This is a genomic window from Bacillus sp. BPN334, from assembly GCF_008368885.1.
Classification (GTDB): domain Bacteria; phylum Bacillota; class Bacilli; order Bacillales; family Bacillaceae_G; genus Bacillus_A; species Bacillus_A wiedmannii.
On record NZ_QOZW01000013.1, the window covers coordinates 101,477 to 126,322 of the forward strand.

Annotated in this window: 9 protein-coding genes and 8 pseudogenes; 10 read left to right on the forward strand and 7 right to left on the reverse strand. The window is 33.3% G+C overall.

Going from position 1 to position 24,846, the window contains the following annotated elements; all coding sequences use genetic code 11:
• A complete protein-coding gene (locus tag DN393_RS20925; RefSeq protein WP_149173830.1) occupies positions 1-4,557 on the reverse strand; it encodes a non-ribosomal peptide synthetase in 4,557 nt (1,518 codons plus the stop codon).
• Positions 4,558-4,571: 14 nt separating this feature from the next.
• Positions 4,572-5,825: an MFS transporter gene (locus DN393_RS20930; RefSeq protein ID WP_088047353.1), complete on the reverse strand. Its 1,254-nt coding sequence runs from the start codon at positions 5,823-5,825 to the stop codon at positions 4,572-4,574.
• A gap of 987 nt (positions 5,826-6,812) precedes the next feature.
• Here DN393_RS20930 and DN393_RS32465 point away from each other — a divergent pair.
• A pseudogene (locus DN393_RS32465) lies at positions 6,813-7,019 on the forward strand (ABC transporter permease); the annotation flags it as partial.
• 382 nt (positions 7,020-7,401) lie between these two features.
• On the opposite strand, the pseudogene DN393_RS32470 reads toward DN393_RS32465, so the two are convergent.
• Positions 7,402-7,599: pseudogene (locus DN393_RS32470) on the reverse strand (hypothetical protein); the annotation flags it as partial.
• A 334-nt stretch (positions 7,600-7,933) separates the two neighbouring features.
• Between DN393_RS32470 and DN393_RS32080 the strand changes: the two are divergent.
• The 8 genes and pseudogenes from DN393_RS32080 to DN393_RS32090 form a co-directional block, all read left to right on the forward strand.
• Positions 7,934-8,277 (forward strand): annotated as a pseudogene (locus DN393_RS32080) (group II intron reverse transcriptase/maturase); the annotation flags it as partial.
• Positions 8,278-8,414: 137 nt separating this feature from the next.
• Positions 8,415-8,756 (forward strand): annotated as a pseudogene (locus DN393_RS20950) (hypothetical protein).
• 510 nt (positions 8,757-9,266) lie between these two features.
• Positions 9,267-10,310, forward strand: coding sequence for a Fic family protein (locus tag DN393_RS20955; protein WP_064474294.1), 1,044 nt, complete (start codon positions 9,267-9,269; stop codon positions 10,308-10,310).
• A 133-nt stretch (positions 10,311-10,443) separates the two neighbouring features.
• A pseudogene (locus DN393_RS20960) lies at positions 10,444-11,071 on the forward strand (IS6 family transposase).
• A gap of 1,628 nt (positions 11,072-12,699) precedes the next feature.
• Positions 12,700-13,860: a non-hemolytic enterotoxin subunit A gene (gene nheA, locus DN393_RS20975; RefSeq protein WP_149173833.1), complete on the forward strand. Its 1,161-nt coding sequence runs from the start codon at positions 12,700-12,702 to the stop codon at positions 13,858-13,860.
• A gap of 54 nt (positions 13,861-13,914) precedes the next feature.
• Entirely contained in the window at positions 13,915-15,117 is a 1,203-nt protein-coding gene (nheB, locus tag DN393_RS20980) for a non-hemolytic enterotoxin subunit B (RefSeq protein ID WP_050845448.1), read from the forward strand.
• 105 nt (positions 15,118-15,222) lie between these two features.
• Positions 15,223-16,299, forward strand: a pseudogene (gene nheC, locus DN393_RS32085) (non-hemolytic enterotoxin subunit C); the annotation flags it as partial.
• Between the two features lie 369 nt (positions 16,300-16,668).
• On the forward strand, positions 16,669-17,034 hold the full coding sequence (locus tag DN393_RS32090) for an RICIN domain-containing protein (RefSeq protein ID WP_229135894.1): 366 nt from the start codon (positions 16,669-16,671) through the stop codon (positions 17,032-17,034).
• A gap of 514 nt (positions 17,035-17,548) precedes the next feature.
• On the opposite strand, the pseudogene DN393_RS21000 reads toward DN393_RS32090, so the two are convergent.
• Positions 17,549-18,331: pseudogene (locus tag DN393_RS21000) on the reverse strand (ABC transporter permease); the annotation flags it as partial.
• A 16-nt stretch (positions 18,332-18,347) separates the two neighbouring features.
• Positions 18,348-18,626, reverse strand: a complete 279-nt coding sequence (locus DN393_RS21005) for an AbrB/MazE/SpoVT family DNA-binding domain-containing protein (RefSeq protein ID WP_000648344.1) — start codon at positions 18,624-18,626, stop codon at positions 18,348-18,350.
• 606 nt (positions 18,627-19,232) lie between these two features.
• Here DN393_RS21005 and DN393_RS21010 point away from each other — a divergent pair.
• Positions 19,233-21,047 carry a M3 family oligoendopeptidase gene (locus tag DN393_RS21010; RefSeq protein ID WP_149173835.1) on the forward strand — a complete coding sequence of 605 codons (1,815 nt, stop codon included), beginning with the start codon at positions 19,233-19,235 and terminating at the stop codon, positions 21,045-21,047.
• Positions 21,048-21,451: 404 nt separating this feature from the next.
• On the opposite strand, the gene DN393_RS21020 is transcribed toward DN393_RS21010, so the two are convergent.
• Together DN393_RS21020 and DN393_RS21025 are read right to left on the reverse strand one after the other, a co-directional pair.
• A complete protein-coding gene (locus tag DN393_RS21020) occupies positions 21,452-23,698 on the reverse strand; it encodes a putative mucin/carbohydrate-binding domain-containing protein (RefSeq protein ID WP_149173836.1) in 2,247 nt (748 codons plus the stop codon).
• 80 nt (positions 23,699-23,778) lie between these two features.
• Positions 23,779-24,736 (reverse strand): annotated as a pseudogene (locus tag DN393_RS21025) (putative mucin/carbohydrate-binding domain-containing protein); the annotation flags it as partial.
• Between the last annotated feature and the right edge of the window lie 110 nt (positions 24,737-24,846).

Below are 24,846 nucleotides of genomic sequence, written 5' to 3' on the forward strand. Positions count from 1 at the left end.
TTACACCCTCTTCTTTGTTAATTTAAGTAAGACTTTGCTCAAGCTTTCTTCCGTAAGATTCTCTGCATCAGCAAAATCTGATACCGTAAAAGCAGACTCTGTTGTTGGTTTATTTATAAGTTGGCGAAGATGCCTCAACATACCATCTGCTATTACTTGAATTTTTAATTTAGAAAACTGTTCTCTACTATACATCCAAATAAAATGTAACTTTTCATCTTTCACCATTCCGATAACATCAATTAGATGAGATGGCTTGGAATCTGGAGCATGATCTAAAAATGTAAACCCTACCTCTTGCATAAACAAAGATTCCTTTGAAAACACCTGATCAAATTGGCCCAAATAGTTAAAGCTTATTGAAGGCTTTTGCTGATAAAACGGAAGTATTTCTTTATTCAAGTAACGTAAAATACCATAGTCTACTCCGTGATTCGGAATTCGACGCAATTGTTCTTTGACAGCCTTTAAGCCTTCAATTGGTGTTTTAGTTCCTTGAAAATTTAGATGAACAGGATAAATACTCGTGAACCAGCCCACTGTCCGTGATAAATCAATACCTTCAATCATCTCTTCTCTCCCGTGTCCTTCTAGATGAATAGAAACCGTTTGCTGATTTGTACAATCGACGATAGCTTGTCCTAATGCCGCCAATAGTACCTCATTAATCCTTGTCTTATGAGTGACTGGAACTTCGTGTAACAATGCTTGTGTTTCTTTTCCCCCTAAAGTCCTTGTCACTTGATCAATCGATTCTTCTGTTGTTTCTTGTATTGGATAGTCCATTGGAATTGTCATCGTTTCTTTTTCTACTTGTTCATTCCAATAATCCTGTACTTCTTTTGAAATACCCGAATCACTGTATGTCTGGAGTCGTTCAGACCATTCTTTAAAAGATGTACTTTTCGCAGGTAAGCGAATTCCTTGACCTTGTTTCATCTGGTTATATACCACCTGTAAATCTTCCAATAGAATTCTCCACGATACTCCATCTACTACTAAATGATGAATCACCCAGAATATTCGATCATTTCCAGTCAAGTTATCCTCAAAGTAAACTACTCTCATTAACGGACCAGTAACTAAATTTAAACTAGCTTGATTAATGTTCATCTCTTCTTGTATTATTTTATTCCACTCTTTTTCATTAACTTTGTTCCGTTTTACAACATGGAGTACTGACAGCTCATCTGTCCCTTCATTTCTCTGCCTCCATGTTCCGTTTGGTAACTGCTCGTACCGAAAACGTAAAGCATCATGATGTTTGATTAAATTTAATATTGCTCCCTCTAGTAACTTCACATCCAATCTCTCTTTTACTCTTAAAAGCATTGATTGATTCCAATGCTCTGGATGTGGATGTTCTTGCTCGAAGAACCAGTACTGAATTGGAGTAAGAAGCACATCTCCTGTCACAATCCCCTGCTCCGCTTGTACTCCCTGCGTTTCTATAGCCACTTGTGCCAGCTCGGCAATAGTTGGGCATTCAAACATTTGCTTCGGAGTAAGTTTTAACCCCACTTGACTTGTTTGAGATATGATTTGAATACTGAGAATCGAGTCGCCACCAATTTCAAAGAAATTATCATAGATTCCCACCTTTTTAATACCTAATACTTGCTTCCAAATGGTAGCCAGTATCTGTTCATTACTATTCCGAGGGCCAATACATTCACTATTAATCTGCTTTTCCTCCGGCATAGGTAAGGCCTCACGATCAACTTTTCCGTTAGCTGTAAGTGGAATGGCTTCCATCATCACATATCCCGAAGGTACCATATAGCTCGGTAGTTTCGCTTTAAGATACTCTCTCCACGCACCGACATTTCCATCTCCTACAACATAAGCTACTAATCGTTTATCACCCGGTTGATCTTCTCTTACAATTACAACTGCCTCTTTTATAGATGCATATGTATTTAAAGTAGACTCAATCTCCCCAATCTCAATTCGGAAACCACGTATTTTAACCTGATGATCAATTCTTCCACGATAATCCAAATTCCCATCTGGCAAATACCTCGCTAAGTCTCCTGTCCGGTATAATCTAGCTTTCGGATCACTACTAAATGGATGAGATATAAAGCGCTCTGCTGTTAATTCAGGTCTATTTAAATACCCACGTGCAAGCCCTGCCCCGCCAATATAAAGCTCACCATCTACACCTATAGGAACAGGTTGTTGATAAGCATCTAATATATACACTTCTAAATCTGGAATCCGTTTTCCGATATTACTTCTCGAAGCATGATGTACATCATCTAGAGTAATTGGATAATATGTAACATGAACTGTAGTTTCTGTAATTCCATACATATTAATTAGCTGTGGTTCTTTATCCCCATATCTTTGAAACCACGGTAACAAGCTAATGGGTTCTAACGCTTCTCCGCCAAATATCACATAACGCAGCTGCAAGTTTTTATTCTTATCTTCGTGTTCACACACTCGTATTAATTGTCGAAATGCGGAAGGTGTCTGATTTAGAACTGTGACTTCTTCCTCCACCAATAATTGATAAAAATCTTTTGGCGATCGACTAATCCAGTACGGAACAACAACTAATTTTCCACCATATAATAATGCTCCCCAAATTTCCCATACTGAGAAATCAAATGCATAAGAATGAAAAAGCGTCCAAGTATCTTTTTCATTAAACTGATACCAACAATCCGTCGATTTAAATAACCGAATGACATTGTGATGCTCTATCATAACGCCCTTTGGATTCCCTGTTGATCCCGAAGTATAGATTACGTAAGCTAGATTTTGGGAATTCACATCAGAAACCGGCAAGGTCTTACTTTCTTTCCCAATCTCTTCTTGATCACGATTCAGGCAAATCGATTCAACATTTTCTGGTAACCATTTCAATTCTTTTAAACTTTCTTGCGTTACGAATATCTGAATGCTAGCATCCTCTAAAATATATTGAAGTCGCTGCTCTGGATATGTTGGATCAAGCGGAACATAAGCCCCACCAGCCTTCAAAATCCCTAAAATACCTACAATCATTTCGAGAGAACGTTCAACACACAGTCCAACTAAAGTATCAGATCCTATTCCCTTTTTCTGCAGATAATGAGCTAACTGATTTGCACGTTCATTAAGTTGCCTATAAGTAACTTTTTCTTTTTCATACGTAACTGCAATAGCGTTTGGATAAATCATTGCTTGTCGTTCGAACAATTCATGAAGAGTTTCCCGAGGTGGAAAATCCAGCTTAGGATTGTTGAACTCAACTAAACTTTTTCTTTTATCTTCATCAGAAATAATTTCGATTTCAGCAACCTTCTGCTTTGGGTTTTCAAAAGTGTTTTCCATTATCGCTAACATAACGTTAAAAAAGCGTTTTATCTCTTCCTTAGAAAATAGCTCCTCACGATAATCAATATGTACATGCAAAGAGTCTATATCAATTAGATTTTCAATATGCACTGCAAAATCTTGTACTTCTTCACGGTTTGCAATCCATAGTGAGTCACCACTTTCATCACGATCCCTATAATCAATCGTAGTTCCGAAAAGTCTCACATTGCTGTTATTCTCTTTATTAATCTGCTTTAATAATAAATCAAATGGATATTTCTGATGTCTTAATGATTTACTTTGTTTTCTGGACACCCTACCAATAAATGAAAGCACTTCATCTTCTGGATCAATATCCATTCTTAAAGGAACTGTACTCACCATCATTCCAATCAATTTTCGTTCCATTTTAGTCATACGGTTGCCGTAAGCCATTCCTAATGCAATATCAAGCGATGAAGTCCACCGATACATGGACAACGAGAAAGCAGCGACAAAAAGAGTATATAAACTAAATTTGTAATTTTCGGAAAATAATTCTATTTTTCTCTTCAAATGCTCCGATAATATAAACGTTTCGCGTGATGCTTTGGTACTAACTTGGTACGTATTATAGGGCTTCAATCCGGTCACAGATGGAAGTGTTTTAAATTCCTCTAACCAGAATTTTTGATCTTTTTGAAAGCGACTACTATTCAAGTATGTTTGTTCATTAGCCAGAAATTGAATATATGAATTTTTAATTTCGCCTTCCTCAGTCTCGTTATGCATTTCATAATAATATTTTGCAATCTGCTCAGTAAATATTTGAATTGATAAACCATCCATGATAATATGATGAACATTTCCAAAGACTGCACATTCATTATCGTTTAATTTTATTAAGGCGAAATAGTATAAATTCGAATTAAATAATGTAAACGTTTCTTTTGTTTTCTGCTCAATCCATTCCTCAAGTAAATCTGAATTCTCCACATTACTGAAATCGAAAAACTCAAATTCTTGTTCTTCATGTTTAATAAAATATTGTTTAGGTTCCTGATGCCCATTTTCTTTTAATCTAATGCACAGACCGTCATTTTCACTGATAACACGATTCACAACTTGATTTAATTTTGAATAATTCATTTTTCGATGAAGTTTAAATAAAAATCTTAAATTACATATCCCTTTATCAGAATGAATAACTTCTGTATACCATATTCTTCGCTGCGGGTGACTTAATGGATAACTTTCCTCATTGGTCATAAAAAATCTTCCCTTCAAAAATTATTTGCTCTTATAGGTTCGTGTTTATGTTTAGCCCATAAATATTTCTGCAGTGAAACTCCAATTACTCCAATGACAACAAGCCCAATCCCGCCATAAACATAGAGTTGAGTTACTCCAAACAAATGCACTAATGGGCCACTCATAGCAGGAGAAATAATTAGAACTGCGTTTGTTAAACTGCTTTGAATACCAAATACTCTTCCTACTTGATCTTGATCAGATTCTATTTGTAAAATGACTTGATTAGATACAAGCATCAGCCCACTTCCAATACCAGCGATAAAACTAATCAGATAGGCCAAAACGAAGACCGTACCGGGCGTTATCAAACCAATCCCTCCAAAACCAATCCCCATTAAAACCATGCCTCCACATACTACCCAACCATATTGAAATTGTTTTAATTTCTGAGTTAGTAATGCACCAAGTATTCCGCCAAGACCAATAATAGAAATGATATATCCCATTTTACTTTTATCATGTGGGAATAAGCTCTTAAATAAAGTCGGGAATTGTGAGTCTACTAATTGTAATACTGCCATGGCTATTGTAACGAAAATCATAGTTGATAATATTATCCGATTAGATAACACATAGCCCCACCCTTGTACCCAAGCAGCCCAAGTGCTTTGCTTTTGCTTTTCAACAAGTTCTTTTGATATAGTTTCTTTGAATTTTATTGTGGGTATCAGAACTAAAGTAGCTAATAAACAACTTATAGCTCTTATAATTAGGCAGAACTCTGGCTGAAACCAGCTCAGCAACATGCCCCCTATAAGTGGGCCTACTATCTTGGTACCCTGCTCTACTATTCCGTTGATACTTACTGCTTTAGTAAGCAAATCTGGGGATACAATTTGTCTTGTTAGTGTTTGTTGTGCAGGATAATAGAAAACAATAAAAATGGAACGAATCATTAATGCCACTAAGAGCCAGTGGATATTTTGTACAAATAAAAGAGCAATTGTTATTAAACCAACCATCAAATTACAGAACATCATAATTGGAATTTTTCGAAAACGATCCGCAATAACACCTGCCCATGAGCCAAAAATAATTCCAGGAAGTGCATATGCAACAGGGATCAATCCAATCATAGTAGGATCTACTTCCCATTCAAACCCAACTATAGTCATAATCGCTAACATATCAATAAAAACACCAAGCATAAGCAATGAATAGGCAGAAAAAACTTGTAAATAAACCCTATTTCCTAATAGGCCTTGTGAATCGGTAGTTTTCATAAAATGTGCTCCTTAAATTTACTAAAACGGATGTTTTCGTGTACACAATACCTCTTTTTTGCATATAATTTATAACTCTACATATATCCATCCGAAATTTAATAGTATTCAAACTTCAATAACTATAAAATTCAATATCTTTGGTATAATTTATGCATTCAAATATATTTATTTTCAGTTTTTATACATTCACTTCTGACTCTAAATAATCTTTTTCACCTATAAACGTGGACAAATTAAATGATTTCTAGTTATATCGTCATTACAACCACAGTAAAAAAAAATAATATTTCATTAATTTATCTGAAAAACTTTCTTTGATTTTCATATTCTACAAGCTAAAACTCTACTCAATGAAAATAATCCATTAATAGCTATCTAACCCTAAAATTCACAATAGTTAAACCATCCAAATTACACCCTCTTTTCAGAATTGTCTTTTTTTTCTATTTAAAATACTATCACACAAATTTTCTAGCTACTATCTTCATAAAGTTGAAATAATCAAATTGGAAAATTCAGATAAAAATAAGGTAAATTTGCAATTATCTTACTCAATATTATTTTCACAAAAGCTATTGAGTTCTAACAAATGGTAAATTCCTCTTTTTCCACATGTATGTTAATCATAGAAATTGCTTCTTTTCCTTAAAAAACTCTCGTTACTGGTTTATTTTTCATAAATAGGTCATACCTATTTCTCCTTCCATGCCTCTTTAAATTTTTTATCATACGCAATGAAAATCTCCCCCTCCTCATTTATTGTTAATGTGTTAAAAACTGCTCTTTGATACTAAGTGTTTTTCTGTCACATACGGTAGTGTCAAAATGTCATGATTTTTATGACATAGCTATTAATCCAGCAGGATCCCACTCAAATTTTATTATTCTTTATAAATATGACAGAAGTTCACTATCGACTATGACTCGCCGCTTGCTACACTCTGTTCATACGCTAACGGGCCGCTAACTCGTTGTGCTTATAAAAATGTGGCTAAAAAACTTACAAAGATAATTCCAAATGATTATACAAACGCATATCGACCTTTTATATTTGATTCCCCGTTATTAAAATGGTTAGAAAGTAAACAAGTGAATGCGATACTATCTATTCTTAGTGTACTAGTAGGAGTTGTATTATTTATATTTACAATTAGTTTCTTACACTTACATTTATTTACATATTTAGTTAGAAGAAGTTATTTGCGTCAAATAATTCATTCTATACATTAAAGTGGAAAATGAGAGAAATGCTAATGGTATTCCATATATATACCTCTTACTTAAAGTCACTTTTTTAGTGAGCTAATTAAATTCTTTGTTTTACTAATGGAGTAGCACCACATCTTTATCAAGCTAAGAAAATAAAATTCCTTTTAAAATGAAAGAATACGCTATTCTTTCTGCAGAATCAGAGGAAGGGATAACGTATTTTTTGCTTTATGGATAGTGTAACGTCTTAGCTTGATGGACATGTGGGCAAAGCTCTCTTTTAAAAAAACTGTAGGAATCAAAAAGAACCGGGCTATTTATGCCCAGTTCTTTTTGATTTTGATTTCTCAATTTAATTATCTTATTTTATATCCTCTTTAGAGGTTGCTGGTACTGCATCTTTAGGTGCATTAAAGTCTTGTGAGAAAGAAGTTGTTCCATCTGCACTCATTGAAATTGAATTACCTTCATTTGACTTTAGGTTATCCATTCTTGCATCTTCTTTTACATCACCTTTAGGAGTTGCTGGTACTGCGTTTTTTGAAATTTCACTTCCATCAATTTCTTTATACGTTATATTTCCATCTTTATCTGCAACAGTAACTTTTATTTTTTCATCCGTTTTTACATCTTCTGTACCTACTACACCACCCGCAAATAATCCTGTACTTAAAAGTGTTGCTGCTAATAATGTTTTTTTCATTACCTCCTTGTTTTGTTTGAGTATGCATTTAGCATAAAACAAGAATCTATAGTTGATATGGACTGTATCTGGAGATTATGTAGAGAAAAATAAGTGGTTTCTCGGTGCGTAGGCAAGGACATATTATTAAAATCTTTTTTAAGTTAAGACCATAATGGGGATTCCACCACATCGTTATCAACTTAAGAAATTAAATGTACCTCGAATCTCCCTATACGTCGCTCAAAAAGGCAGATGTAGTGTAACTGGGGAGAAACTTCTACCCTGTGGGACATCCATTGTTGTCACAAGCAATTATGGAATGAAACAAAGGACAATAGCTACAAAAACCTTACAATTGTTAAATCGAGTATTTACAGACTAATTCAGGCAACCAAAGTTGAAATCATTAACCAACTACTCGTTGAGCTACAACTTAACGAGGAACAGTTAAACAAACTCAACAAATTGCGAAAACTAGTTAAAAACGAGGAAATCTGTATGAAATCACAAACTGAAGTGGAAACAAATAACAAAAAACTAGTGTTGTTTACTTAGAACTTATCATTATTGGGTGAGAAGAAAACTACAATATAGATGAAGCGCGGTATGCCATGAAAGTGGCACGTACTGTGCGGATCGGGGGAAAAGTTAGAAATAATCTCAAAGACTTACCTATCGACAATCATGCAGTTATGCAAGAGAAAAATTACTGGAAAGGTCAAAAACAGAAGTTTCGAAAAGAATATAAAAAGTTATTTATTTCATTAGAACCACATTTGTTTGAAAGACTGGAAGAGTTCGCATTGTATAACGAAAATCTAAATCAAACCGCATCGGAGTTAGTAATAGAGGGCTTAGACTATATCTATAAAGAGGGTACACCTGTAATGTAATCTCATGCTTTTCAGCATTTTGTAAAAATTGAAATATCACCATTTCAACAAAAACTCTTACAACAATTAGCGCTCAAACGAGGATGTTCAACAAGAAAAATGGCATATCCAGTATTAAAATTCATGTTACAGACAAAGTAAAAGAATCCAACGTTTAACGAAGGATTCTTTTACCTGGTGTTCGTTGACAAATAGCTTCACCAAAGGAATTGAGTCTAGCCACTCAATTCCTTTTTTATGTTATAAAAAAGTTTGTAATTTGTCAAAAAGCATTTGCTATAGAATAACAAATGCTTTTTGTTGAACTTGAATTGATCACTTTCAGAAAGTATTTATATTGTTTGCCTTTTTCTCTTGAAAAATTATACCCTCAATCACTAATTTTACCATAAAATATAGAAAATGTAGCGTTTTAATATAGAAAAACTTATTGGTTTTATATGGATTTTTTCTTTATAATAATGAAAGGTAGTTCCCGATTATAGATAGGCTCGCATGCTTTTCTTGTATGAGAGCCTATCTATATAAAAAGATTGGATATTTATGAGTTTTGCAACACCCTCAGTAGTAATATCGTAAAAAATTATTGTAAAATATTTTTAGAGTAGATTAATTTATGTAGCAACACTTAATGATCAATGGAGGTATTAAATGAGAGATTTTTTTGAGGATAAATACTTAGATATAGAGCTACAAAGAGAACTGGTAAGTTTAATAAGTGAAATTAGTGAATACAAAGGAAAAATATCCGCTTATCAAGACAGAAACCCTGATATATTCAATAATTTGGAGAAAACTATCCCCCTTCATTACATAAAAAACTTTAATACTGTTTTTATGGATGTAAACGTTCCGAATAAAAGGTTAAAAGAACTGATTTTGAACGAAATGTTACCCAAAACAATAGAAGAAGATGCCGTATATTGTTATTATCAAGCAATGTCTCTTGTGCAAAAAAAATTCCATAATCTACCCGTTAACTCAGAGACAATACAAGAATTACATTTTCAATTAATCCATTATATTACTTCTGACTGTGCAATGTGGCGTAAAAAACAATTTATTGTCCCAGGTGTTCCTGAATATGGGATGCATTCCAGTAGCTATCGTCCAGTAGCTCGGGAACTTATCCCCCAATCTGTAAAACAATTATGTGAGCAATATAATACATTAGTGAAGAATAAGGATTTTCATTCACTTATATTAATAGCTCAATTTATATTGAATTTTTATTGTATTCTCCCTTTTGACCAGGGAAATCGAAGACTCGCATTCATATTGATACAATTACTATTAATGAAGACTGAACATACATTTATAAAGTATGTATGTTTAGATAAATATATAAAGAAACATGAATCAAAATACTATGATTCAATCTTTAAATCTTCAGTTAATTGGTACTGTCGTGGGCACAATATCAGCTTTTGGATAAAAATATTCTTAACAATTATATTAGAAGCATATCAGGATTTGCATCTAACAGTTCAGGATTCTATATGTAGGGATACTAAAATTGAGCGAATTAAAAATTATATAATTAGGCAAAAAAAACCTTTTACTAAAGAAAATATTCGTGACGTTTATCCAGATATTGCCGAAAGTACAATCAGTAAAGCATTAGCTTCCTTCCAGTCTCTTGGTCTTATAAAGCTAGCTTCACGAGGAAGAAATGCTCAATGGACACGGGTTTAATTCCTTTTTTTACGATTATCAAAAATTTATTGGCCAAAGAAAAATGTAATTCATTTATGACCGTATAGGTCAAAGGAGGCTTAAATCCTGAGTAATAGATCACTTTCAGAAAAGAAAATGAGAAAAATCACAGATAGGATATTTGAAAGGTAATACAATTCAAGAAAGATAATTTTGTGATAGCCGTTGGCTATTACTTTTGTTTTTTTAGTTATCGAGGTGTATCTGAGGTCCTCAAAGAATCTGAAGATTTCATATTCATCCAAAAACGATTATACGTTGGGTCCATGAATATGGTAATTTGATCTATCAAATCTGGAAGAAGAAAAATAGAAAGGTTCAATCATTCTAGAAATTAGATGCGATTTATATAAAAGTGAAAGGAAAATGTTGTTATTTATATCGTAAAATCTTTAATAATGGATGTACATTGGATATTCAACTTCAAAAAACTAGAGATCATCAGACAGCCTATGCCTTTATGAAAAGATTGGTGAAGGCTTTTGGAGAGTCAACGGTTCTCAAAACAGACAAGGCCCCAGCACTACTTTGCGCATTTAACAAATTAAAAGTACAAGTTTTTTATAAACAACTCATTGTACAGTCAAACATTTGAACAATCTCGCCGAACAAGACTATAGACATGTAAAAAGACGTTGAAACCGTTCATACTCTATATACACGAAAACGAAGTTTGCAACAACCAAACTTCGTTTTTTTCGACGTATAATGAACTATATCAATTACTAACGATTGTTTGAACTACTCACCACTTAACGTCCTTACGGACTTTTTGAAGTGGGAGATTCCTGCGAACACCGATGTATCCACCGGTTATCTTAGCAGGCTCTACCCGTAGTCCCTACGGTGAGAACACAAGTATCTTGTACGTTGACGCCCCACACTCCCTACTTTAGTTTGGTTTTCGCAACATCGGCAAGCATGGGGCGATAGAACGTTGAAGATTTTACGGTTGGAACGTTTTTCTGCAACCAACCTCATATCTTCAGTTTTCGAAGAGCAATCTGTACAAGTAAATGATAGCAAACATGTTGGCTTATGCCAACCGACATTCATCTCCCACCAAAATTGGTGTTTCACACCTTCACATTTTTGAGGAAGGAGTCTTCTGTCGGAAAACGATAAAAAAGAAGAATCCAATTTAGGTTCTTCTTCCATACAAAAGCAGACCATTTACTGAATATTGACTATTTTATCCCCCATCTTTCGTTTCCTGGATTGCTTCAATTACATTGTATGGTTCTGGTGCAAAAATTTTAATAGATGTGTAAGTAATCTCTAAAACTTCAACATACTGACACTATTACTCAAAAAAAGATATTTGATTGGTCTGGAAAAGAAACGCGCATTCAAATATATGCATTATCAGCTGATAATATTTTGTTAACGATACAATCCCAATTCTCACAATTTGGTAAAGATGATGAAGAAACGGTTTTATCCATTTCTAATGCAACAATTCCATTAGGATTATATACGCCTTATTCTCTATTATTTTTGTTGTTTATTTACAAATTGATAAAAATTTCTGCGTATTGTTTTTTTAGCTTCTTAAATTATTTTCATTCTCGATATCAATATTAGATAGTATCAAATTGGTATCATCTTTTGACAATTTTATTTTACTTTTAGACCTCACCATACCATTTCGGGAAAATTGTACGCTAAGGATTACAAACCTTTATCATTACAGTGTTTTTTTAGATGAGTATATGTTCATAAAGATAAAATACTAAGTTTAATTGAACACTGATTTATATACATACTTTATGAACACGATTATAGCTAAAAAACGTTGATATTATTGAGTTTTATCGCCTGTCCATAAACATGGATTTTCTGGACAGATATCTCTTAATGTACAGAAAACGCTTAAAAAGTGTCCAAGTGTACAATTTTCCCAATATGGCATGGGGTACAAGCTTAGATACGAGTAAAAATCGGTCAAAGGTTAAATTTTATTCCCCAACATAATTTAAGAGTATTTATTTTTACATTTTGGAAAGATAAGCACATTCAAAATCATTATAGAATTTATGACAATTAACGATGGAATTCTTAATTCATATATATCTTTTTATTATAAATATGACATTACCAAAAAAAAAATATATATTTCAAATGGCATATATATAACAAAACATAAAAAAACTAGTCACTATTATCTTATAGTGGGTGATTAATCATAAAATTGCGTATTTTCTGACGTTTATATATTCTAATAGGGGGTATCTTTTTCCATCCCCCGATAAAGGAGAATAAGAAAGAATCTAGTCAATATCTATTGCTATTTCCTTTATAAAAATAGTAATTGTAACAGACTTAATCTAGAATCTCTCTTTAAAAAATAAGAAAAGGAGGAGTTCAAGTGAAAAAAACTTTAGTTACAGGATTAATGGTTACAGCAATATTAGCAAGTCCTTCCAACTATGTAAGTGTTTACGCGGAGAAGGTGCAGTCTAAATCAGAGTCAACATATGTACAAAATGTCAAAAATGCGAATACATTATCACATTCGATTAGAACGTTAGGTTCACAATCACCTTTAGCACAAGCATATGGATTAATTATTTTACAGCAACCAACCATTAAAGGGACTGGTATGAGCAGTTTAACGAATCACCAAGAATTTGTAAAAAATCATGTTCGCGAATGGTTAGATGAATATAATCCTAAGTTAGTTGATTTAAATCAAGATATGCAGCGTTTTAGTACAAGATTCAATGGTTATTATGGTACATTATATGATTTAGCGGGAACGGTAAATACAGATGCGGAAACAAAAGTGAGTTTTGTAAATGCTTTTAATAGACTTCAACAGGACGTACAAACTATCCAAGATAGTATGAACCAAACCTTATTGCAGCTAAATCGTTTTAATGATTTATTACTTCAAGATAACAAAGGGTTTTCTGAAAAAGCAAAAATAGCAATTCAATCCTTAGAGGGGTCAGATGGAACTGTTACACAGCTAAGAGCTGATATTAAAAGACTTCAAGAAGAGATACTGGTAGAACTCGCAAAAATTTTAAATAGACCAAATGAAGTTCGTAACGGCGTTATAAATATTGGGAAGCAAGTCTTTACGATTGCGGGCGGAGCAGCTCAGACTCAAACTATAGATTTTATCTCTATTTCATCTCTTGGTGGTGGAATTTTAGATCTTTTCGACAGCCAAACAGCTGCTTCTGCTAGGATTATTGAGCAGAAACAAAAAGAATTACTACCACTAATTCAGCAGTTAGCAGAAACCCAAATTCAAGTGACTGAAATGACTTTTATTGAGGATCAAATGAATGGGTTTACTGAGATGATTAAGAGGCAAATTACTACTTTTGAATATTTGATGAATGATTGGAAAGCGCTAAATGATACAATGATCCAAATCCAACTCAATCTGAGTGCAGGGGCAAACATGGATAGTGTTGGATTGCAAAATCAATTAATTCAGCTCAAAGAATTCAGTGATGAACTGTATTTGCAAACAAAAAAGTTTGAAAATTTCATTTCAAATATAACAATAAATTAAGTTTAAGCAAAGAGTGAAATATGATTATACTGAAAGTTAAAGGAGAAGAAAAAAATGACAAAAAAGCCTTATAAAGTAATGGCTTTATCCGCATTAATAACGGTAATGGCAGCAGGTAGTATCATGCCAACATATGCTTCTGCAGCGGAAAGCACGGCAAAATCAACTCCTATTCACGCTAAAACAGGTACAACGGGCGATTACCCGGATTATTCATTAGGACCAGAGGGTCTTAAAGAGGCAATAACAAATACAGGGTCAAATGCTTTAGTAATGGACCTTTATGCTTTAACAATCATTAAACAAGCAAATGCTGATTTCAATGGGCTCAATTCAATTGATACATCTTTACGAACGAAAATAATTAATGATCAAAATATTGCCAGAATAAATGCAGGGCAATGGTTAGATAAACTTAAACCGCAAATGATTTCAACGAATCAAAATATTATTAATTATAATACTAAATTTCAAAATTACTATGATACGTTAATAACAGCTGTAAACAATAAGGACAAGGAAACATTATCAAATGGACTTACAAGGCTAAATAATGATGTTGTAGCAAATAAGGCGGAAGTGGACGAATTATTAGGAGAACTGCGAGAATTCCGAAAGAAAATGGCGACAGATACGCAAAACTTTAAACAAGATGCAACTCAAATAACGTCTATTTTAGCAAGTCAAGATGCTGGAATTCCGCTGTTGCAAAATCAACTCACAACGTATCATGCTACAATTGCTGAATATAATAAACTGCTTATTGCCTCAGCAGTTGCAACTGCTTTAGGCCCACTTGCTATTATAGGCGGAGCAGTTCTAATTGGTACTGGTTTAGGAGCTAAACTAGGAGTGGTGTTCATTGTAGGTGGTTTAGGAGCAACAGCAGGTGGTATAGCGGGAATTGTTATAGCAAAGCAAGAGATGGATAAGGCTCAGGAAGAGATTAAGAATATAACAGGACAAATAACCCAGGCTCAATTAGAAGTAGCTGGTTTAACCAATCTAAAAGAGCAAACTGAATCCTTAACAGAGACTATTGATATAGCAATTACTGCACTACAAAATCTTTCAACCAAATGGGATGTAGTTGGATCAAAATATAAATCTTTACTTAAAAATATTGCAGTTATGGACCCTAACGATCTATTTTTCATAAAAGAGGATCTCGATGTGGCTAAAGATAGTTGGAAAGAAGTTAGAGATACTGCTGCAAATCTTTATGAAACTGATATTAAATTAGTAGATACAAAATAATCAATTGATTTTATGTGATAAGGGTTCCCTGTTCAAACTTGAGCAGGGAACTTCCTCAATGCTCACTAAAAGATACGAATTCTTAAAAAGCGTAGGTGGCATAATATGAATAAGAAATTGTACAAGAAATTCCTATTATCAATGATGATTGCTGGAATGGTAACAAGTAATATAGTACCACTTCATACTTTCGCGGCAGAACAAAAAGTCCATACAACTATATCGCAAGAAACCATTCATAATTATTCACTTGGTCCTGAGGGCTTTCAAGATGTACTAGCACCAGCAATGTCTAATGTACTTGTTATGGATTCATATGCCAAAACAATACGCAATCAACAAGAGACAGACCTTAGTGGTATAAGTTCTCTTAATAGTTATTTACGAGCAAACATGTTGAAGCACCAGGACGATGCAAAAAAAAACGCGACCTATTGGTTAGATAATCTTAAACCACGTATTATGAATACGAATCAAAACATTGTAAATTATAATGATACATTTCAAACACACTATAGTATTTTACTAGATGCAATAGATCAAAAAGATACTGAAAAATTGAAAACTGAGCTCGAAAAATTGTATCAAAGTATATTAACTAATAAAAGTGAAGTTAACGAGCTATTGGAACAGCTGAAAACATTCCGAAATAAAATGACAGCAGATACGCAAAACTTTAAACAAGATACAAATCAATTAACGACTATTTTAGCTAGTACAACTGCAGGTATTCCGTATTTAGAACAGCGAATTAATGGGTATAATGAGTCTATCAAAAAAAGCAATGATCAAATTATTGCAGGTTCAGTACTTTGCGCGACGTTAATAACGTGTATCATTGGTGGACCGCTGATCGCAACAGCAAAAAGTAATATTGCATCTGCTGAGCGAGAAATAGAAATTTTAAAAGCACAAATTTCTGGGGCACAAGCAGAAATAGCTATTATAACTGATGCAAAAAATAAGACTACGAATATGGCGGAAACAATTGACACAGCTATTACTTCTATACAGAAAATGTCTAATAGTTGGGATACTGTAGCAGCAAAATATAATAATTTAGTAAAAAACATCACATTCATTACCCCAGAAGAATTTGCTTTTATAAAAGCAGATCTTAATACAGCAAAAGATAGCTGGCAAGATCTTAAGAATTATGCTGATAAATTATATGAATCGGTGAAAATTGCGGAGAAAGAAGAGCAGGATCTTATGGATCGACTTCTTCCTTCAAGTGTTCAATATTTCTACAAACCGATACACAATGCCTATACATTTGAAATAAAAACGGGAGCAAATGCACCAAATGCGTCCTATAAAGTTATGAATTTAACAAAACGGACTACTCATAATATGTGGAGCGGAGGACCAAATGCAAGCATGTGGATTGACCAGCTTCCATTAAACTTAAAAGACCAATATGCAGTAATAGCAACGGTCAATGGAATGGATTATGTCATATATAAAGAAGTAGGAGAAAACATTCCTGGAGCTAATTTGAATGGTACCTATCAACTATTTTCTGCGTTAAATAATAGTAGCGTTATAGATATGGATCGATCAACGAATAATGTTACCTTATGGAGCAATAACGGCGGTAATCATCAAAAATGGAAGTTAGTATATGATTCAAATAAAAAGGCCTATCAAATTAAAAGTGTAACAAATGGAAATTTAATATTAGCTTGGAATGACTATCAAGGTTCTAGCAATGTTTTTGCTACACCTAACCAATACTATGAAGAGCATTATTGGATAGTTGAAGATGCAGGAAATGGATATTTTTATTTAAAAAATAAGAAAAACTCTAGGTATTTAGATGTAACTGGTTCTGGTACTAAAGATGGAACAAATGTTATAGTATATCCATTTACAGCTAGTAATAATCAAAAATTTAAATTACAGAGACTAAATTAAATTATAAGATTCTGGTAGAAAAAATTTTCATCTTGAATTTCAATTGTTGTAAAATCGGGCATCTCTCCTGCTTCGGAAAGATGCCTCTTTTCTATTCTAACGAATGTTGGGATACAGCCGCATGCCCATCAACTTAAGAATTTTAAAAAAAGGCGTTATTCTTTCTTAATAATATAAATGAGAAAGGGTGTCGTTTTTTAGGTTCTGTTGCAAAAATAGTGGGATATGAAAGAAGGGTAAAAGATTCCTAGCGGTATTGAACGTTATGCTGTTAAACCAAAGAGTTCATTGATAAGATATATCTGCCTTTAGACAGACTTCTCCCCTTGGAGAGTTTGTCCTTTTTTGACCATATTTGTGAAATTACCAATGTTTCAAGATCTGCTTTATATAGAATACTACAAGACAAAACATAATAAAAAATACCCGCCCAAATTGGAAATTTTCAGATGTGGGGGTTTATTCTTTGAATCGTTTCTGTACCCCAGTTTAACATTTTGTATGTTTTTTAAAACTATTTTTCTTTCGGAAGTACAATTCTTTTATACAATTGAACTGTAATCAAGTAGTAAATTAAGTAAATCACTACGAAAATGACAAGTGGCAACCAAATTCGGAAATACGGATCAATCAAAAGCGGACCGAACATGTTCATACCAACTAATATATGAGCAATACCCACAATTGCCGGTACTAAGAATATGAAGAATAACTCTTTATAAATCGATTGTGTTAATAACCCCTGGCGGACACCGATTTTACGAAGCATTTGATAACGTGTGCTGTCTTTCGATGCACCAGATAGAATTTTAAACATTAGGCAACTTGCCATCATTGCTAAGAACGCAATTCCAACGAAGAAGCCCATGAACATGAATCCACTGGCCATACCATGACTCAGATTATACATTTGATATGTACTACCTAATTCTTCCGCTTTCACATTTTTACATTTCGCTATCTGTAATTCATCAAGTTTTTCCCATTATTTCAAATGTGCTCCAAAATCATCTGTTTTTCCAATAAACACAGTATTTTCTTTATTCTTCATACTATCGTATATGCTTTGGTCTATAATTTTTATTTCATGATCAGGATACATATAAGTTGGCTGGATTGTGAAGAAAGCTTCTTTCCATTGTTTTGTTTTCGTATCATCGTTATACAGTTTATACAGTTGTTTTGGCAATGTAAATGCATTCTTAGGAAATTCCTCTGAAACTTTCATCTTCTTCCTATTTTCACTATCTTGTGCTAAAGGACGATTTTTCTCTACATCTTCTTTTATATAATATACCCCTTGAAAGGAGCACTTATTTGACAAGGTACTGTTCTATTTCTTTTATTAATAGTTCTGCACCTTCTGGACTTAATGAGATCTTACCCTTTGCTAATGCTATGTTACGATTTGACACTTCTCCTGTTAATGCACAAACATGACCAGGCTGATACTTCTGTAAAATGATGTCTTCCCCTTCTACAAAAATCTCTAATGGTGATTTTTCTTTAATACCAAGCGTATTTCTAAGTTCCTTTGGAATTACTATACGCCCTAATTCATCCACTTTTCTAGTTACTCCGGTTGCTTTCATCCAGCATATTTCCCCATTTCATTATCAATTTGTACCCAAGTTATTCTTTACTATTGTAACAGGCTTTCTCCATACACGAGAAACATAATGATTCAAAAACTAACGATCATAACCAGGATTTCTTTAAACCTTTGCTGAAAGGAAATACGCCCTTCTTCCATTCTACATGCCCCTTTTCTCTACAACTTTTAATAGGAGTCCCACCAACATAACGCGAATTTCATACGCTAAGCAAAATTTTATAAAGAAAAAATCGATCTCCTGTAAATTGAAGGAATTGACTTTTTGTGGTTAAGTACCAAAAACCTCATCGGATTAAAATAAGGAACTTTGTTTTTGGATATGAGTTTTGGTACCTGGTATGATTAGGTTTTTAACGATTTTGTTAAAGAACCACCCAAGTCCCATAAACGGTCGTTTTTGGGAATATTAATAGTGTTTAATACATAATCAATATGGATATTTATGGTACATTGATAGGGAGAGTGAAAAAATGTACTTAAAGCATTTAAGTAAAATAATGAAATAACACTCTAGGATATGATAAAATCAAGAATATACGTTCGGTCGTTGTAGGGTTATTATAATTTAAAGGGGGAGAAACAATTGGAAGAAACAAAATATTCGCAAGTTTGGAACTTAGATAATCTATTCCCAGGTGGAAGTGAATCCTCTCAATTAAGTGAACATATAAAAGATTTAGATGTTCAGGTCAATAAATTTGAAGACGAACTGAATTTTTTTAATACTCCGGGAAACATAAATGAATCAGAAAAAGTTGCAGATTTACTTGATTACATAGGAGACATTCAAATTTATATATCACAAGCTAATTCTTTTATAACCTGTCTTCTTGCTCAAAATCCTAAGGATCAACATGCTATAACATTAAAAGGAAAAATAACAACAATACATACTCGTTTTGAATCTGCATTGAAAAAAGTGAAAAATACTTTAATAAAAACGAATCAATTTTTGTGGGCGGACTTACTTAATACTGATGTTTTAGCAAATTACAAGTTCATACTAAATGAATGGCGTAAAGATACTAAAATGAAACTTTCAGATGAAGAACAAGATTTAGTGTCAGACCTTATGGTAGATGGGTATCATGCTTGGGGACAATTTTATAATTCGTTTATGAGCAATATTAGAATTAAAGTTCAGATAAATGGTCAACAAAACGAATTATCAGTGGGGCAAGCTATAAATTTACGTTCACACCCTAGCGAAGAAGTTCGTATAGAATCTCATACCGCTTTAGAAAATAAGTGGAGAGAAAACGAAGAATTATTTGCGAAAATATTAAATCATATTGCAGGATTTCGATTACAAGTTTACAAAAATTGTGGCTTAGATAATGTAATAGAAGAACCCTTAATGAAAAATCGTATAAAAAAAGAAACGCTAAATGCAATGTGGTCTGCGGTTAATAAATTCAAAACCCCCTTCACTAACTACTTAAATCAAAAAGCAAAAATGAATGGTCATGAAAAAATGAAATCATTTAACTTTTGGGCACCTGTTACACAGAGTGATCAAAAAATAGAATACGAAGATGCTGTTGATTTCATATTGGAGCATTTTAGTCAGTTTGGAACAGAACTAGAGCAATTTGCTAAACAGGCTTTCAATAAAAGTTGGATAGAATCAGAAAATCGCTCTAATAAGTCAGCTGTTGCTTTTTGTGCTGGTTTTCCACTCTCGAAGGAATCAAGAGTTTTTATGACATATGACGGTACGTTTACAAATCTATTAACATTAGTTCATGAGTTAGGTCATGCCTTTCATAACCATGCAATGCAACCTATTAATGGAATAAATAAACAGTATCCAATGAGTATTGCCGAAACTGCTTCAACATTTTCTGAGATGATTATTTTAGATGCTGCAATGAAAAAAGCAGGATCTACTAATGAAAAATTGTTTTTACTTGATGAGAAATTAAAGCGTAGCGTCATGAATTTCATGAATATTCATTCTAGGTTTTTGTTTGAAAAGAAATTTTATGAGGAACGTAAAAAGGGAATTGTTTCATCATCACGCTTAAATGAAATAATGCAAGAAGCAATAGATATAGGGTATGCTGGTTCCCTAGATAAGGCTTCACTCTATTCATGGATATGGACACCACATTATTATATTACACAATCTCCTTTTTACAATTTCCCATATACATTTGGATATTTATTTGCATTAAGTATGTTTGCAAACGCAAAAGAAAAAGGGAAAGAATTTGAAAAAGACTATTTAAAATTGCTTCGTGATTCAGGAAGTATGTTAGCAGAAGATTTAGTAATGAAACACTTAGGAGAAGATATCACATTAGAAACTTTTTGGGAAAAAGGGATAAAATTATGTGTTAACGATGTTAATGAGTTCATAAAATTAACTTCTTCACAAAATAAAGTGTTTCAATAAGTATAAAATACTGGAGGAAATAAAATGACTCAAAATGGGATTGTTTTAGTAGTTAGTATATCAGTATTTAAAGATGAAAAAGTCTTAATAATAAAAGAAAATAAGCCAAATTACAGTCCCCTTTGCTTAATATATTTTAGTTAGATTACTACCGTAACCTAACTAAAATATATAACTAATAGAAAAAAATAGGTATTGAGAAAATGTAATTTCTTAGGAATCCGAAATTTGTTTATTCGTGAATTATGGCATAAACTTGTATTTTAATTTTAGATGGTGTAATTGTTACAATAATACATTTAAAAAAACCACCGATTCATTAAATACGCTAAGTTGGGTCACCATACATGTCCATCAATTTATTTTGTCTCTGTTCTTAAGTTTTGGGGAATGCCATCAGCCCCCTATGTCAGTGGATTCCATAATGCCAAAGCGAATATCCAATTTGGGTCACCATTTCCTTGATGATTTTGAATAGCTTCATACACTTTCCCTTGATGTTCTACTTTATCTCCCTTTGTATACGCCTTCTTTGAATCCCATTTTTCATAAGATGTATTTTGATCTTTTGTTTTTACCGGAAGAATGTTACTTTGAATTGATGTATTTCCAGCTGCATCTACGGCCTTCACTGCATATTTATATTCCTTATTAACTGTTAAGTTTTGATCAGTAAACGTCGTTCCTTGTACCGTTTGAATTAATTGTCCATCACGTAATACCTGATATTCTTTTACACCTACATTATCTGTAGAAGGATTCCATTGTAGTTCTACACTGTTAGAAGTAAGGTTGCTTGCATATAATTCTTGTGGCTGTGTGGGAGCTTCCGTATCTGGTTTCGGATTAACAATTTGATTTAATTTCTTCAAGCCATCCTTTGTAACTTCATAAACTGCTTTTTTATCAAAGTTTTCACGTTTATTATTCTCTAAATTTATTAATGTTGCCCTCTCTCTGCCTTCTAGATGTGTAAGTTCAATAAAATCGCCGATCTTTACTGGAACTTTTTGTGTTTCAGCATTTTGCTGTTTATTCCCATAAACCTCTTTGTTATATACCACTTTACCTGATGTGTTTTGCACTTTAATACTTGCATATGTACTATCAAAGTAGTTATGTGGTACACCTGCTTTTAGATCAATTTGCATTTCTTCTGTTGATTTATTTAAATTTACTTTCGCAAATTCAAAATCGCCAATCCCTTTCAGTGACCATGCAAATTGGTCTCCTTCTAAGATACCATCTCTATTTGGTACATGGTCTTTTATTTGAGTAATAAGATCCATCATCGGTCTCGGTTCATTCGCAAAAACGGAAATGATACTGTTATTTAATTCTTCCCACTCAGCATCTGTTACATTTGGATTTTGTAACATAAGAGAAACGTAATCTTTCCATACTAAAAAATTGATTGGTAAAATATTGGTGGATATTTTATAAATTGCAATTTTATTATCTGTTGAAGTCATCGCTTTCGCTAACCAGCGTAATCGCTCTGATTGATCTAGTTTTACTGGTTCACGTTCAGCATTTTCAAATAGTAACATATACGGCACTTGATTTGTCGGGCTATTATCTGACCAAGGAATAACAGTTGCATCATGACGGCTCGACTGACCCCATCCAGATATATCATATCCTAAATTCCAAGAAGATGGCTTGTTATTCCATATAAGTGCACAATGTCCAGGTTGTCCAACAGGCATAGCTGCCACTCCAAATGCTTGGCTTACTTGCGTACCAAACTTCGAAATATTACCGCATACCCCACCAAATTTATAAATGGAAGAAAGATTCCAACCTAAACCGTAGAATGCATCATTTCCAGCTTGAATGCTAACTCCATCTTTGTTATGGGTTACATAATCAATCAAATATGCACTTTCCCCTACCTTATCTTGGTTTTTAAGTTCTGGATGTTCCGTATTAATCATATTTCTTGCCCAAGTTAAATCTTCTTCTGGTGACCAAGTATTCACTACTAATCTTAAATGCCAAACATCATATGTTCTAAAGCAAGGAAGTAACTCATTATTTTGATCTGCTGATTTATAATGTTGGTACCTTATTAATGGATTAATAGGTTGATTGTTTGTCCAATATTTTATAGGTTCAGCATGAGCTAACGATGTAGCTACCGCTAATTTCAAATACAACCCTTCGTGAGAATCTGCATCCGCATTCCAGATTGTATTCCATATCTCAAGTGCATTTACAGGATTTTTTCCCGTTGGACTACCACCTTCAAGATAGGTATTCATCACGCTTGTATTTTTCATAGCCCAGCTAAGAAATTTCTGATGGTCAGCATCTTTTTTGGCAAATGCATCCATTGTTGCACCACCTGTTTGTGATATGAATTGCCACTGAGCCAAAGCTGCTGCAAATACTGGGTCTGCAAGCTTCTTTTTCAAGTTTTCTTCAGTCATACCCCCAACATTTCCATTTAAATATGCTGTGAGATTTTTCAAATGGGCTTCAAAATTACCATTTGCAATGGCTTGATCTGTCTGTTGATTCAATGTTTCTAAAGTGAATGTTTCTTGATTGAATGACATTGTTTCAGCTGAAACCTTTGTATGCGGAATCGTAGCAATACTTCCTAAAATAATAGGCATAGTTAATAATAAAGATGAAATCCTTTTCAAAATAATTTCTCCTTTTTTGTTTTTGACTTTTGACTGTTGCATGATTCTCATTTATATAAAATAATTCCCATGCCATCAACTTAAAAATTCAAAATAAGCGGGCTCCATAACGATAAAGCAAATATCCAATTTGGGTCACCATTTCCTTGATGATTTTGAACAGCTTCATACACTTTCCCTTGATGTTCTACTTTATCTCCCTTTGTATATGCCTTCTTCGGATCCCATTTTTTATAAGATACATTTTGATCTTTTGTTTTTACCGGAAGAATGTTACTTTGAATTGATGTATTTCCAGCTGCATCTACAGCCTTCACTGTATATTTATATTCCTTACTAGCTGTTAAGTTCTGATCAGTAAATGTTGTTCCTTGTACCGATTGAATCCATTGTCCATCACGTAATACCTGATATTCTTTTATACCTACATTATCTGTAGGAGGATTCCATTTTAGCTCTATACTGTTAGAAGTAACGTTGCTTGCATATAGTCCTTGTGGCTGTGTGGGAGCTTCTGTATCTAGTTTTGGATTAACAATTTGATTTACTTTCTTCAATCCCTCTTTTATAATCTCATACACCGCTTTATTCCCAAAACTTTCATGAATGTTTTTTTTCCATATTTGTAATAGTGGCTCTATTCGCACCTTCAAAATGTGTGAACTCAATAAAATCGCCTACTTTTACCGGAATTTTTGCTTGCTCAGCATTATGTTGCTTATTTCCATAAATTTCTTTGTTGTATACCACTTTACCTGATGTATTTTGCACTTTAATACTTGCATATGTACTATCAAAGTAGTTATGTGGTACACCTGCTTTTAAATCAATTTGCATTTCTTCTGTTGATTTATTTAAATTTACTTTCGCAAATTCAAAATCTCCAATCCCTTTCAGCGACCATGCAAACTGGCTTCCTTCTAAAATATTCGAAGAATTCGGTGTATCTGGTTTAATCGGATTAGAATCTGTACTTTTCCAAATTTCAGCCATTAAATTTGGATACCCTAGTGCCGCTATTTTTTGGATTGTATCATTTTTTAACACGGATACTTTTTGTTGCTGCGCTTGTTCTTTCGCAAAGATTTCTAATGAGGGCGTTATTCCAATAGTAAACATAGATAATGTGGCGGTTACCATCACTAAAT